This window comes from Gemmatimonas sp. (genome assembly GCF_027531815.1).
Classification (GTDB): Bacteria; Gemmatimonadota; Gemmatimonadetes; order Gemmatimonadales; family Gemmatimonadaceae; genus Gemmatimonas.
The window spans coordinates 72,793-86,990 of the sequence record NZ_JAPZSK010000006.1 but is presented as its reverse complement, the minus strand read 5'-3'; the positions used below and the strand labels follow the sequence as shown (position 1 = coordinate 86,990).

Annotated in this window: 12 protein-coding genes; 11 read left to right on the top strand and 1 reads right to left on the bottom strand. The window is 69.6% G+C overall.

The window, feature by feature from the left end:
* Positions 1 to 8: 8 nt before the first annotated feature.
* The 11 genes from O9271_RS07960 (at position 9) to O9271_RS07910 (ending at position 13,205) form a co-directional block, all read left to right on the top strand.
* Entirely contained in the window at positions 9 to 950 is a 942-nt protein-coding gene (locus O9271_RS07960; RefSeq protein ID WP_298268052.1) for a helical backbone metal receptor, read from the top strand.
* Positions 947 to 1,963, top strand: a complete 1,017-nt coding sequence (locus tag O9271_RS07955) for an iron ABC transporter permease (protein WP_298268050.1) — start codon at positions 947 to 949, stop codon at positions 1,961 to 1,963. Before O9271_RS07960 ends, O9271_RS07955 begins: the two co-directional genes overlap by 4 nt.
* A complete protein-coding gene (locus O9271_RS07950) occupies positions 1,960 to 2,781 on the top strand; it encodes an ABC transporter ATP-binding protein (protein WP_298268048.1) in 822 nt (273 codons plus the stop codon). Before O9271_RS07955 ends, O9271_RS07950 begins: the two co-directional genes overlap by 4 nt.
* Entirely contained in the window at positions 2,778 to 4,934 is a 2,157-nt protein-coding gene (locus O9271_RS07945; protein WP_298268046.1) for a TonB-dependent receptor plug domain-containing protein, read from the top strand. The genes O9271_RS07950 and O9271_RS07945 overlap by 4 nt, the downstream gene beginning before the upstream one ends.
* 206 nt (positions 4,935 to 5,140) lie before the next feature.
* Entirely contained in the window at positions 5,141 to 6,220 is a 1,080-nt protein-coding gene (locus O9271_RS07940; protein WP_298268044.1) for a hypothetical protein, read from the top strand.
* Positions 6,221 to 6,270: 50 nt separating this feature from the next.
* Positions 6,271 to 7,047 carry a DNA repair protein RecO gene (gene recO / locus O9271_RS07935; protein WP_298268042.1) on the top strand — a complete coding sequence of 259 codons (777 nt, stop codon included), beginning with the start codon at positions 6,271 to 6,273 and terminating at the stop codon, positions 7,045 to 7,047.
* A 218-nt stretch (positions 7,048 to 7,265) separates the two neighbouring features.
* Positions 7,266 to 7,721, top strand: coding sequence for a hypothetical protein (locus tag O9271_RS07930; protein WP_291261623.1), 456 nt, complete (start codon positions 7,266 to 7,268; stop codon positions 7,719 to 7,721).
* A gap of 229 nt (positions 7,722 to 7,950) precedes the next feature.
* The gene (gene clpB, locus O9271_RS07925; RefSeq protein ID WP_298268040.1) at positions 7,951 to 10,572 is read left to right on the top strand and encodes an ATP-dependent chaperone ClpB; all 2,622 of its coding nucleotides are present in this window, start codon (positions 7,951 to 7,953) and stop codon (positions 10,570 to 10,572) included.
* A gap of 10 nt (positions 10,573 to 10,582) precedes the next feature.
* On the top strand, positions 10,583 to 11,620 hold the full coding sequence (locus tag O9271_RS07920; RefSeq protein WP_298268036.1) for a hypothetical protein: 1,038 nt from the start codon (positions 10,583 to 10,585) through the stop codon (positions 11,618 to 11,620).
* Positions 11,617 to 12,093: a nucleoside deaminase gene (locus O9271_RS07915; protein ID WP_298268033.1), complete on the top strand. Its 477-nt coding sequence runs from the start codon at positions 11,617 to 11,619 to the stop codon at positions 12,091 to 12,093. The genes O9271_RS07920 and O9271_RS07915 overlap by 4 nt, the downstream gene beginning before the upstream one ends.
* A gap of 62 nt (positions 12,094 to 12,155) precedes the next feature.
* Positions 12,156 to 13,205, top strand: coding sequence for a hypothetical protein (locus O9271_RS07910; RefSeq protein WP_298268030.1), 1,050 nt, complete (start codon positions 12,156 to 12,158; stop codon positions 13,203 to 13,205).
* Positions 13,206 to 13,215: 10 nt separating this feature from the next.
* On the opposite strand, the gene O9271_RS07905 is transcribed toward O9271_RS07910, so the two are convergent.
* Entirely contained in the window at positions 13,216 to 14,196 is a 981-nt protein-coding gene (locus O9271_RS07905) for a D-2-hydroxyacid dehydrogenase (protein WP_298268028.1), read from the bottom strand.
* Between the last annotated feature and the right edge of the window lie 2 nt (positions 14,197 to 14,198).

Genomic DNA, 14,198 nt, shown 5'->3' with positions numbered 1-14,198 from the left:
GATGGTTGGTGCTCGTTCCGGGCATCATCGTGTCGGCATGCGTCGATTCCAACCGTTCGTCGTCCGCCGCCGGTGCCGCCGATACGGCGCGCGCGGGGGCCGTGGCGGCGAACGGCGTGCGTGCCATCGCGCCGGCCGATACCGACGATTTCGGCGTGCCGCTGCCCACTGACGCGCGCTACGCGCGGCGGGTGGTGTCGCTCAATCCGGCGGCCACCGAGGCGGTGTTCGCGATCGGCGCCGACGCCGTGCTCGTCGGTCGCTCCCGGTGGGATCGGTATCCCGCCGCGGTGGCGCGCGTGCCGGCCATTGCCGATGGCCTCCGCCCGTCGCTGGAGGCGGTGCTGGCCGCACGCCCCACGCTGGTGGTGCTCTACGCCACGGCCGAGAACCGTGCCGTCGCCGACGCACTCACGCGGGCCGGCGTGCGCACCATCGCGCTGCGCGTCGATCGCATCGCGCACTTCCACCGGCAGCTGCGGGTGCTGGGCGTGGCGCTCGGGGCGTCGTCGCGGGCCGCGGTGGTGAGTGACTCCGTGCAGCGCACACTCGATCGCGTGCGGGCGCAGACCGCGCGCGTGGCTGAACGGCCGGCCGTGGTGTGGCCGGTGTGGAACACGCCCCCCATGGTGATCGGCGGCGGGAGCTACATGGACGAACTGCTCGAAATCGCGGGCGCGCGCAATGTGTTCCATGACGCCACCCAGCCATCGCCTTCGGTGAGCATGGAGGAGATCATCGCGCGTGCGCCGCAGTTCGTGGTGGCGAGCGACACGCAGGTGGCGTCACTGGGCCGTGCCGACACGTGGCGGGCGCTCCCCGCCGTGCGCGCGCAGCGGTTCGTGCGTCATGACCCGGCCGTGACCGGACGCCCTTCGGTGGTGCTTGGCATGGCCGCCGTGCAGCTCGCGCGCGCGCTGCACCCCGCGCTCGCCGATTCGCTCCCATGACGCAGGCCGAGGTCAGCCTCCGCTCCGTGGCCGACCGCGGTCGCTGGCCGTGGGTGGTGGGCGTCGTGCTGCTCGTGATGGTCTCGTTGCTGGCGATCGCCCTGGGCGCGGTGTCGCTGCCCGTCGACACCGTGGTCAACGGCCTGCGTGGATCGGGTGACGCGGCCACGGTGGCCATCGTGCAGGAGCTGCGGTTGCCGCGGGTACTCCTGGCCGCCCTCGTGGGCGCCGGGCTCGCCATGAGTGGCGGCGCCCTTCAGGGAACCATGCGCAATCCGCTGGCCGAACCGTATCTGCTGGGGGTATCCGGTGGGGCGGCCGTGGGGTCGGTGACCGCCATGGCGCTGGGCGTCGAGGCACCGGCGCTCATTACCGCGTGCGCGTTTGCCGGCGCCGCTGCGGCCACGTTGCTCGTGACGGCGCTCGCGCGTGTGGTGGGGGGAAGCGGTGATACCCGTCTGCTCCTCATGGCCGGCGTGGTCGTGGGAGCGTTCGCCAATGCCGCCATCCTCGTCGCGCTCGCCGATGCGCCGCCGGAACGGCTGCGTGGGGCGCTCTGGTGGATGATGGGCAGCGCAGCCGATGCGTCGTGGAGCGCTGTGGGACGCAGTGCCGTGGCGCTGGCGCTGCTGGGCAGTGTCCTCGTCTGGCGCGCGCGCGATCTCGACGTGCTCGCGCTCGGTGGCGAGCCGGCCGCCGCACTCGGGGTGCACGTCGAGCGCGCATCGCGCACGCTGTTTCTGGTGGCCAGTTGGCTCGCGGCGGCCACCGTTGCCGCCGCCGGACTGGTGGGGTTCGTGGGCCTGGTGGTGCCGAATCTCGCGCGAGCGCTGGGCGCACGTCGACATCGCCCCATGCTGCTGTTGTCGGCACTGTACGGCGCGGTGCTGCTCGTCGCCGCCGACCTGCTGGCGCGTACCCTGCGCGCACCAGCAGAACTGCCGCTCGGGGCCGTGACCGCGCTCATCGGGGTTCCGTTCTTCCTGTCGCAGTTGCGCAAGGTGACCCCGTGACCGCCACGATGGCGGGGCAGGGGGCCACGCTGGCCTTCGAGTCGCTGGGTGTGCACTACCCGGGGCGCCCGCAGCCGGCGCTGCATGACGTGTCCTTCGTCGCGCCGCCGGGGCTGGTGACCGCGGTGGTGGGCCCCAATGGCAGCGGCAAGAGCAGCCTGGTGCGGGCGCTGCTGCGGCGTGTGCCCGTGGCGTCGGGGCGCATTCTGCTGGCGGGCCAACCCATCGCGGCCATGGCGTCGCGCGCCATGGCGCAGCAGGTGGCCGTGGTGCCGCAGCGCGAGGAACCGGGAATGCCGCTCTCGGTGCGCGAGTTCGTCATGCTGGGCAGGCACCCGCATCGCGGCGCCTTCGGCGGCGCGTCCCGTGAGGACCGGAGTCAGGTGGAGCAGGCGATCGAGCGGGCCGGCATTGCCGATGCGATCGACCGCACCACCGACTCGCTCTCCGGCGGCGAATGGCAGCGTGTTCGTATCGCCCGTGCCCTGGCACAGGATACGCCGGTGCTGGTGCTCGACGAACCCACCACGTTTCTCGACATCGCGCACGAAATGGCGGTCTTCGAACTCGTGGATGCTCTCGCGCGCGAGGGGCGCACGGTGCTGCTCGTGAGTCACCAGCTCAACCTCGTGGCACGCTTTGCCGACGCCATCGTGCTCCTGCATCGGGGCCGCGTGGCCGCCGCCGGCAACGCCGACACTGTCATGCGCGGGGAGATCCTGGAGGCGGTGTACGAATGGCCACTCGTCGTAACGCGCGATCCCGCCGTGGGGGCCCCCGCGCTCCTGCCGCTGCGGGGGCGGGGGCGCACGCGATGATGGCGGGCATACTGGGGCCCGCGAAGGCCGCCGCGTGGTGGCTGCTGCAGGCGCCCACGACATCGGCGTTCGCGCTGGCGGACAGTGTGGCGCTCTGCTTCCTCGATGTCGTCACGCAAGCGCCGGTGGTGGGAGTCACGGTGCGCGAAGAACGCGCCGCCCCCCGCGTCCTCACCGGCAGCTGTGGGCAGGTGTCCACCGGTGGCGTGGTGCGGGTGGCGCGCATCGGCTACGAGCCCCGGCGTCTCGTCGTGCCACCGTCCGCGACCGTCGCGCGAGACGCCGGGCGGGCCAGCGTCACCGCCGACACCCTGCGGTTGTATCTGCACCCCTCCCGTGGCCGCCTCGCCGCCGGAGTGGCCTCCGACTCCGTGGCCGTGCTCGCAACGCAACGCATCACCGCACGTGCGCCGACATCACCCCCCGGCGCCACGTCCGCCGCCATCACCACCACGTCGGCGCGCGAGCGCGGTGTGGTGAGCATGAATGGCGTGGTGACCTTGCTGCCCTACACCAGCATCCGGTCGGCGCGCGGTGAGTCCGGGCTGTCGCTGCGTGGTGCGCGGCGCGAACAGGTCGTGATCACGCTCGATGGTCTGCCGCTCAACGACCCCGCCACCGGGCTGGCGGACGTTTCCGACTTGCCATTGGTGGCGGTGCAGTCAGCCACTGTGCGTCCCGGCGCTGACCCGGTCGGTACCGGCAGCGGCGCGGCGGGTGGCGTGTTGGCGCTCTCCAGCGCCCCGCAGCGGGCCGTCAGCGTGCGCACCGGTGCCTTCGGTCACGTGGCTGCCGAAGCCGCCTGGGCCGCGAGCGCCATGGGAGTGCGCTGGAACGCCACGGCGGCGCTCCAGCAGGCGGCCAACGACTTCGCCTTCACCAATGAGGCCGGCGCCGCGCCCGTGCGCGAGCAGCGGGTCAACAACGACGAGCGCCGGGCCGTCATCAGCGGCGGGCTGATTGCCGCGCAGACGCAGTGGAACCTCTTGGTCTCCACCGGCGAGCGCGGCATGGTGGGGCCTGCCAACGTGCGGGCGTTCGACAACGATCGGTCGGTTACGACACGCACATTGCTGCGTGGACAGACCACGTGGGGCACGACCGTGCTCACCTCCGGCGTGCGGCACTTTGCCCTGCGCTACCGCGATCCCGCGCGCCCCGCCCTCGATGCTCAGGCCCGCGCGTGGGCGGGCGAGGTGGAGTGGCGCGGTTCGGCCTGGCGCGGCATGTGGCGTGTCGGTACCGGCGCCGACGGGCTCACCGGAACGGGCGCCGTGTCGCAGCGCCGCGCTCGTGGCTTTGCGGCGTGGGCGTGGCAGCGTGCCACCAGCGGCACCGAGGGGCGTGCTCCGCGCCTCGACCTGGATCTCGGCGTGCGGGCCGATGCAGTGGAACGCAACGGGGTGCAACCCACGGCCAGCGCCGGCCTCGCCTGGCGTGCGCGGGGCGCACCGGGTGGGTCCTCCCTGGTGCTGCTGGCGCGTGGCGCACAGGCCGTGCGTGTACCCACCCTCTACGACCTCTACTTCTCCTCGCCGCAACGACTCTTCGTGCGCGCCCTGCGCGCCGAACGGGTCACCCTCGACGCCAGTGGTGGGGCGCAGGGCGTGTGGCACCGTGGAGAGCGTCGGCTCACCGGCGAGCTGCTGCTCGTGGCGCGCGACACGCGCGACGCCATTGTGTGGTTCCCCGGCAACTTCGGCTGGAGTCCGGCCAATGTGGGGCGTGAACAGCTGCGCGGTACCGAGTCGCGCGTCGAGCTCACCACGCCGGTAATCACCCTGTCGGCCTGGCATACGCGCTACGCGTCCACGCTGCGCAGTGGGCTCCTCACCATTCCCACGCCGTACGTACCGCTGCACAGCGGCGCGGTTCAGGCGCTCTGGCGCGTCGGGGCCCACACGCTCAGCGCCAATGTGCGGCATCAGGGGCGTCGGCCCTTCACGGCCGGCCCTCGTGATCCGCGCTTCGAATTGCCATCGGTCACGCTCACCGATGTCGCCTGGGCACGGCGACAGCGCGTGGCGCAGGTCGAGGCGCTCGTCTCCCTCACCATCGACAACGTCACCGGGGTGCGGTGGCAGTCGGTACGTGGGTTCCCCATGCCAGGACGCGGCTGGTCCGCCGCGCTCACACTGCAGCCGCGAACGTAACGCGCGGCGACGTTCGCGGTGTGGTTACGCACACTGCGACTGGCCAGTAGGACCGATCCGTTCACTCCCCCCGAATCACTCTAGTGCCGACCCATTTCTCCGTCCCTCCGCGTCATGCGCGCACCGTCTGTCCGCCACGCCTGCTTCACGTACCACGTCGTTTCGGCCGTCTGCGGGAACTCGCCCTTCTGAGCGCCCTGCTCGGCGTGGCGGCCTGCGGAGAGTCCACCCCCATCGCCGTTCCGCCGCAGCCCCCGCGCGGCATCGTCGTCCTCGACGGCTTCATCCAGCCCGGTCTCACGTTCCTTGGTGACACCGGACAGGTGACGTCGCGGCTGCCGCTCGCCCCACCAACGGAGCTCGACGCCGGCGGCTTCACGCTCGAGCGCGATACGGTCCTCACGGTCTCGAGCCGCGGTGCTGGCGACCTGCTGTACATCGTCGACATCGGCGCCCTGAGTGCCCGACGCGTACAGCTGCCGCCGCGCAGCAATCCCTCGCGGGCACGCCTCTTCCGCGGCAGCAACGGGCAGGCCCTCATTGCGGCGGCGCTGCGTGATTCCAGCGCCATCGCGCTGGTGTCGGTGGCCGGTACGGCCGCTCCCACCATTGCGCGCATCGCCAATGCGGGGCTCTGTCCCACCGACATGTTCCAGTACGACAATGCCACCTGGGTAGTGGATGCGAACAGCAACTGTCGCACGAATTACGCGGTGCAGGGCGACGTGCGGCTCATTCGCATTCCTGCGACCGGCGGCACTCGGGATACCATCACGCTGCCAGGGGTTCGTGGATCGGGGGCGTCGGCGATCCTTGCCGGGCAGGTGGCGTATGTGAGCGCCGGCGGGGAAGCCAACTTCGCCAGCTTCCCGTTCTCGCTCATCGCGTCGGGCGCCGTGGCCAAGGTGGATCTGGCCGCGCGTCGCGTGCAAACGATTCGCCCCATGCCGACCGGGACCTTCGGCGCCGGCACCAAGCGCGGGCTCGACGGATTCCTGTATGTGAGTCTCTCGGAAAACCTTTCCACCTTCACCAGCCGCATCCTCAAGCTGCGCGCGGACGACCTCTCCGTTGTGCCCACGGGGACCGCCCCATGGCTGGACTTGCGTACCGCCGCCGGCACCCCGGTAACCTGCGGCAGCGGACAGGCCGACGCCCTCGGCAGACTGCACTGCATCGTCAATGGCGCCGGTTCGGCCACCTCGCTCATCGTCTTCTCCCCGGCGCTGGTGGAGACTCGGCGGGTACCGGCCGGGCAGGGCGGCGTGGATCTCGCCGTGCGCTGAGCCGGCAGGCCGTTCTGCCCATTGCCCCACCGGGTGGCTAACGTTGCTGCATGTCCCTGCTGCAAACCGACGCCATCGTGCTGCACGTGGCCGATTACCTGGAGTCGAGCCGCATCCTGAGGCTGGTGACCCGGGAGGCCGGGGTGCAGTCGGTGGTGGCGCGCGGGGCGCGCTCCTCGCGGAAACGGTTCGGGAGCGCCGTCGACCTGTTCGCCGAAGGGCAGGCGCAGATCCAGACGAAGCCGGGGCGCGACCTGCACGCCCTCCATGGCTTCGACGTGACGACGGCGCGACCGGCGCTGGCGCTCGACCTCGGTCGCTTCACGGCGGCCAGCGCCATCGCCGAGTGCGCCCTGCGGCTGGTGCATGAGGAGGCGGCGCCGGTGGCGTACGGAACGCTCGTGGAGGGGCTCGATCAGCTCGCAATGGCGGCCCCGCACGACACGGTCACCGTGACCGTGGGCGTGCTCTGGCGGTTGGTGGCCGAGGTGGGGTTTCGCCCCAGCGTGGGGCACTGCGCGGAGTGCCACGCCCCGGTCGAGGCTCCGCTCACGGCGCGATTTTCGGTGATGGCCGGGGGCACGCTATGTGCCACCTGTGCGCGGCGCACACCCGGGGGGCGGTTGCTTCCCCCCGACGCCCGGGCGGCGCTCGAGGCGTGGCTCGGCGGGCATCCCGTGCCCCTCGACGCCAGTGCTGCACGGGCGCACCAGCGTCTTCTGCGGGAGTTTCTCCTGGAGCATGTGCCGGAGCGGCGGCCGCTCAAGGCCTATCAGGTCTGGGAACAGGGGCAGTGGGACGGCAGCATCAAGTCGCACATCAAGTAGCACATGAGGTCTGTTGTTCTAACTGGTTGATGCAAAATTTCTTGTAGCGTTGTCGCCGCGATTATGGCGGTTACGGGGCGACGCGATGCCCGGAATGTTGCTTGACGGGCGGGGGTGTGCGTCCTAAGCTTTACAGTGGATTCGATTCCCGAATCCAAGTTTCTCACCCTTAAAGGAGACGTCGACTCAGAACCTGATTCGTCAGTCGGAGAAGCACCATGAAACGTTTGTGGGGAGCACTGGGTCTGGTGCTCGCTCTCAGCGTGTTCATGCCACGAGTCGCGGAGGCTCAACCGTCGCAAGACGGGAGGGAACGCCGCGCCGGAGCGAGCCTCGGGCAGAACTACCCGAATCCCTTCAATCCGGAAACTCGCATTCCGTTTAGCGTGGGCGATGCGCCCACCTGTTCGCAGCCTGGAAGGCAGTACCGGGTCAGCCTCAAGATTTACAACGTCCTGTCGGACGTGGTGGCGACCCCGGTGTTGCAGGGCGGAACAAGCGGAGTGGCCGGTGGTCAACCGCTGGAAAAAATCGCGGTCCCATGTGGTGATTACGTCGCCTATTGGGATGGCAAAGTCCAAGCAACCGGGCGGGAGGCCGCCTCAGGCGTGTATCTGTATCGCCTCGAGGTGGATGGCGTGCCGCTGGTGAAGAAGATGATCGTGGTGAAGTAAGCTGTTGCCGGTCGAGCACCACGAGACCCGATGTACCAGGTGAAGAAGCGCCCCGGGTGAGCGGACCCGGGGCGCTCTTTTTATGTCGCCGTTCGCGGTGCGATTCCGCCACATTGCCATCAGGCTGCAGTATTGTCACACGCCTGTTCCCTGCTCCCGGCTTCCTGCCTCATGCTCCCTGCAGATAAGGCAGTCCGCATCCGGCATCCTCATTGCCTCTCGTGACGGCATGATCAATCCCGACCGTCTCACCGTAAAGAGCGCCGAGGCGCTCAACGACGCCGTGGCGTTGGCCCGCAAGAACGGCAACCCACTCGTCTACGATCTGCATCTGCTGCTGGCCCTGCTGGCGCAGGACGAAGGCATCGTCGTCCCGGTGCTGCAGCGTGTGGGAGCCAATGTCACCTCCGTCCGCACGGCGGCCGAGCAGGAGGCGGCGCGGTACGCCAGGCAGAGCGACGCCCAGCCCACGTTCAGCCGTGAACTCACGCAGGTCGTCGATGCCGCCGAGCGTGAAGCCAAGGCGCTGGCCGACGAGTATGTGAGCACCGAGCACCTGCTGCTGGCGCTCGCCGATGCCAAGGGCACCGACAGCACGCGTGTGCTCACCAGCGTCGGCGCCCATCGTCAGGCGCTGCTCGACGCCCTCAAACTGGTGCGCGGCGCGCACAAGGTCACCGACCAGAGCCCCGAGCAGCAGTACCAGGCGCTGCAGAAGTTCACGCGCGATCTCACCGAAAGCGCCCGCAAGGGCAAGCTCGATCCGGTCATCGGTCGCGACGAGGAGATCCGTCGCGTCATTCAGGTGCTGTCGCGTCGCACCAAGAACAACCCCGTGCTCATTGGCGAACCCGGCGTGGGCAAGACCGCCATCGCCGAGGGGCTCGCGCAGCGCATCGTGAGCGGCGACGTGCCCGAGGGACTGAAGAACAAGAAGCTCGTGTCGCTCGACCTGGGCGCCCTCATTGCTGGCGCCAAGTTCCGCGGCGAATTCGAGGAGCGGCTCAAGGCGGTGCTGAAGGAAATCACCAGCGCCGACGGGCTGTACATCGTCTTCATCGACGAACTGCACACGCTCGTGGGGGCCGGCAAGGCCGAAGGCAGCATGGACGCGGGGAACATGCTCAAGCCCATGCTCGCCCGTGGCGAGCTGCGCGTGGTGGGCGCCACCACCCTCGACGAGTACCGCCTGCACGTGGAGAAGGACGCCGCCCTCGAGCGGCGCTTCCAACCCGTCTTCGTGGGTGAACCGAGCGTGGAGAGCACCATCGCCATCTTGCGCGGCCTCAAGGAACGCTACGAGGCGCACCACGGCGTGCGCATCACCGATGGCGCCGTCGTGGCCGCCGCCACGCTCTCCAACCGCTACATCGGCGATCGCTTCCTCCCCGACAAGGCCATCGACCTCATCGACGAGGCCGCGTCACGCCTGCGCATCGAGATCGATTCGGTCCCGCAGGAAATTGACGAGGTGGAGCGCCGCATCGTGCAGCTGGAGATCGAGAAAGCGGCCCTGCAAAAGGAAACCGACGCCGCGTCGCTCGAGCGCCGACAGAATCTCGAACGGGAATTGGCCGACAAGAAGGAACAGGCAGCCGGTATGCGCGCGCAGTGGCAGCAGGAGAAGGATACGCTGGGCGCCGTGGGGCGCATCAAGCAGGCCATTGAACAGGCCAAGTTCGAGGCGGAGCAGACCACCCGCGCGGGTGATCTCAGCAAGGCGGCGGAAATCACCTACGGGCGCATTCCGCAGCTCGAGCGTGACATGAAGGACGCGGAGTCGAAGCTGGCAAGCCACGGTGGTCGCCCGCAGTTCCTCAAGGAAGAGGTGGCCGCCGACGACGTGGCGGAGGTGGTGGCGCGTTGGACCGGCATCCCCGTGACCCGCATGCTGGAGTCCGAGCGGGAACGCCTCACCAAGCTCGAGGAGGTACTGGGGACGCGCGTGATCGGACAGCAGGAGGCGGTGAAGGCAGTCTCCAACGCCGTGCGTCGCTCGCGTGCGGGGCTGCAGGATCCCAACCGTCCCATTGGCTCCTTCATCTTTCTCGGCCCCACCGGCGTGGGCAAGACGGAGACGGCCAAGGCGCTCGCCGAGTTCCTCTTCGACGACGAACACGCCATGGTGCGCATCGACATGTCGGAGTACATGGAGAAGCACGCGGTGGCGCGCCTCATCGGTGCACCGCCGGGGTACGTGGGTTACGAGGAGGGCGGGCAGCTCACCGAAGCGGTGCGCCGTCGCCCATACAGCGTCATCCTCTTCGACGAAATCGAGAAGGCGCATCCGGATGTCTTCAACATCCTGCTGCAGCTGCTCGACGACGGGCGCCTCACCGACTCGCAGGGGCGCACGGTGGACTTCCGCAACGCGGTGGTCATCATGACCTCCAACGTGGGCAGCCACCTCATTCTGGAGCGCGGGCAGAGCGGGGGCGCGGAGAATTGGAAGCGCACGGAGCAGGAGGTGCTCACCGCCCTGCGCGGGGTCTTCAAGCCCGAGTTCCTCAACCGCATCGACGATGTGGTGGTGTTCCATCCACTGGGCCGCGAACAGCTGGACTTCATCGTCGACCTGCAGCTCGGGCACCTGCGCAAGCTGCTCGCCGACCGCAAGCTTACGCTACGGCTCACTGAGGCGGCGCGGCAGAAGCTGGCCGACGAAGGGTACGACCCCGTCTTTGGCGCGCGACCGCTCAAGCGCGCCGTGCAGCGACTGCTGCAGAACCCGCTGGCGCTCGCGGTGCTCGAGGGACGGTTCAAGGAGGGTGATGCGATCGTGGCCGATGTGCGCCCCGACGCCGACACGCTCGACTTCACGCACGGTGACGCCGGCGAGCCCACGGCGTAGTTTGCAGGGCATGACGAGTGCCCATGATGTCTTGTGGCTTTCGGTGGCACGGACTGGCCGGCGCCGCCTTGCGGCGGCGCTGTGCCTGCTGCTGGCCGCTTGCGGAGGCGAGTCGGCACCGTCGGCCGTGCCCGCACCCACAGGTCCTGGCCCCACGCCACCGCTGACCCCGCCGCAGCCCACGGGGCCGCTGGGGCCGCTGGTGGTCGGGCAGATGTACACCGACCGGTCGGAGTTCGTGGAGTACACCCCCGGGGATGCCCCGCTCGTGCTGGTGGCGCCGCACGGTGGGGCCCTGCAGCCAGCCGGTGTTCCCGATCGCAGCTGCAGCGGCTGCGTCACCGTCACCGATGCCAACACCCAGGAACTCGCGCGCGCGATCGCCGACACGTTTCAGGTCCGTACCGGTGCCCGGTTGCACCTGGTGGTCAATCGCCTGCATCGGCGGAAGTTCGACGCCAATCGTGATCGCGATGAGGCTACGGGTGGCACACGCGCCCTCGATACCACTTGGCTGTGGCTGCACTCGGCCATCGATTCCGCGCGGCAGCGGGTCGCCGCGAACGGAGGCCACGGCCTCCTCATCGACCTGCACGGCCATGGCCACGCCGTACCGCGACTGGAACTGGGGTATCTGCTCTCCGCCGCCACCTTGCGACAGAGTGATGCCGCGCTGCAGGCCGCGGGCGTCATGAACAGCAGCAGTATCGCGCGCGCCGCGTCCGGTACCCGAAGCCTGTCAGATCGCGGGGTGGCCTTGCTGCGCGGGCCGTTCAGCCTTGGCGGACTGCTGGGCACGCGCGGCGTTCCGTCCGTGCCCTCGCCAAGCGATCCCGCGCCGCTGGTCGGGCAGGAGTTTTTCGACGGCGGTTACAACACCGGGCGCCACGGTTCCCGCAACGGTTCCGCCGTGGACGCCATTCAGATCGAGTGCCATTTCCCGGGTATTCGCGACACCGCCGCCAGTCGCGGGGCGTTTGCCCGCTCGCTCGTCGATGCGCTGCTCGTCTATCTGGAACGGCACTACGGATGGGTGCCGCGACGGTGACGTCGCAGGTGCCGGTGCCCCCGGTGCTGCAGGCGGCCATGCACGAGGCGCTGCAGGAAGCGCGCGCTGCGGCCGCGGCCAATGAGGTGCCGGTCGGCGCGGTGGTGCTGGACACGGCCACCGGCAACGTCCTCAGCCGCGCCCAGAATCGCATGCGCCGCGATGCCGACGCCACGTCGCACGCCGAGCTGCTGGCCTTGCGCGATGCGGCCCGTGCGCTGGGCGATCGCGCGCTTGGTGACTGTACCCTGGTGGTGACGCTGGAACCCTGCGCCATGTGCGCCGGTGCCATCGTGCTGGCGCGCGTGGGCGCGCTGGTCTTTGGCGCCTGGGACGAGAAGGCCGGCATGTGCGGCAGCGTGGGTGATCTCGTCCGCCACCCGCGCCTCAATCATCGGCCCCAGGTGCGAGGCGGCGTGCTGGAGCAGGAAAGCGCCGCCTTGCTGCAGGAGTTCTTCGCTCGGCGCCGCTGACGTCTCCCCCCCGCGACGGCGGCCCCTTTGCCCATCGGCGCGTCGCGCGGCACTTTCAACGCATGACATCCTCATGCACAGCAGTCCAGAACCTGCGCCGCGCCATAGAGGGCGCGTTCGCGGGTGCCATGATCCTGCTCGCGGGCACCCCGTTCACTAACGTGCAGGCCCAGGCGACCCCCGGTGGTACGCCGGCCACCGCGGCGGCCAACAGCCGCCCTCCAGCCACACCGCGCTTGCAGGCCCTTTCCCTGCTCGGTGATACGCTACGCGACTTCCCGCTCGCCCCAAACGTGCGGGCGCGCTACGAGCGCCAGCTGGCCGAGGCGCGGCGTGCGTATGTGGCGGCCCCCACCAACCTCGACTCCATCATCTGGTACGCACGCCGCCTCGGTTACCTGGGCCAGCTGCGGCAGTCGATCGAGATCTACACGCGCGGGCTCGCGCGGTACCCCGACAATCCGTGGCTGCTGCGCCATCGCGGACACCGCTGGATTTCCGTGCGTGATTTCGACGCCGCCATTCGGGACCTCAAGCGGGCCGATCAACTCACGCGTGACAAGCCCGACGAGGTCGAGCCCGATGGACAGCCGAATGCGGCCAACACCCCCATCGGTACGCTCAAGTCCAACATCGGCTACCATCTGGCGCTTGCCTACTATTTGAACGGCAGCTGGGGAGAGGCCGCCGAGGTGGCGCAGCGTGAAGTGAACGCGGCCACCAACGACGATCGCCGGGTGTCCATGGCGCATTGGCTCTACATGTCATTGCGTCGCGCGGGGCGGAACGCGGAAGCGGCCCGGGTGCTGCAGCCCATGCGCCGCGACATGCGCATCGTCGAGAATCAGGCATATCACAAGCTCATGCTGCTCTACAAGGGGCTGCTCCCCGCCGACTCCGTGCTTACGGCGTCGCCCACCGGCGAACTGTCGGTGCAGGATGCCTCGGCAGCATACGGCGTGGCCAACTGGCACTGGTACAACGGGCGGCGCGCCGAGGCCGAAGCCCTCTGGCGGCGCATCGTCGCGGGAGGTCAGTGGGGCGCGTTCGGCACCATTGCCGCCGAGGTCGAACTGGCCCGACTCCCCGGTGGCGCCACGCTCAGACGCTGAGCCCCGGCGATCAGTAGCCTCGGGCGCGGTCCACCACCCAGGTGGGCCACACGCCGCGCCCGAGGCTCTCCGCGCACGCCAGAAACCCCTCGGCGGCGCCGGCCACCGTGGTGAGTCCCGAAATGTGCGGCGAGATCAGCACACGCGGATGACCCCAGAGCGGTGATGTAGACGGCAGGGGCTCGGTTACGAACACGTCGAGGGCCGCCGCCCGCAGCCAGCCGTTGTCGAGCGCGTCGGGAAGCGCGGCTTCGTCCACGACCGCGCCGCGTCCGGCATTGAGCAGCACCGCACCACGGCAGCGCTCGAGTACTGCACGCGACACCAGCCCGCGCGACACCGGGGTGTCCGGCACCGACAGCACGATCCAATCCGCGTCGGCCACGAGGTCGGCCAGCCTGTCCACCGTGTACACGGCACGGAACGCCGGGTGCGTGGCCTGCCCGGTGCGCGACACACCGGTTACGGTGATCCCCAGCGCGGTGAACGCCGCCGCGATGTGCGAGCCGATGTCACCAGTGCCCACCAGCAGCGCGCGGGTACCGGCCACACGGGCGATGTCCCGCGGCGCCCACCGCTGCTCACGCTGTGCGTCCATGAGCGAGACCAGCTGCTGCTGCACCGCAAACACGCGCGCCACGGCCCACTCGGCAATCATTGGCCCAAACGATTCCGGCGAACGCGTGAGCAGGATGCCCGCATCGAGCCCCTGACCCAACCAGCCGTCAACCCCCGCGCCGGTGCTGTGGACCCACTGCACCGCCCCCATGTCGTGGGCAGCCGGTGGTCGGCGAAAGCCGATGTACGTGTCGGCCCAGGCGAGATCGGCGGCCGTGATCTCCATGAACGGCGCACCGCGCACCTCAAGCTCCGGGCGCGCCGCGCGAATCATCGCCGCAAGGTCGGCGTGCGCACTGGCGCCGATGACCACGCGCCGAGGCACGAACGGGAGCGGGAGCAAGAGGGCGGCGGGTGCTGGCGTGGCAGTCATGA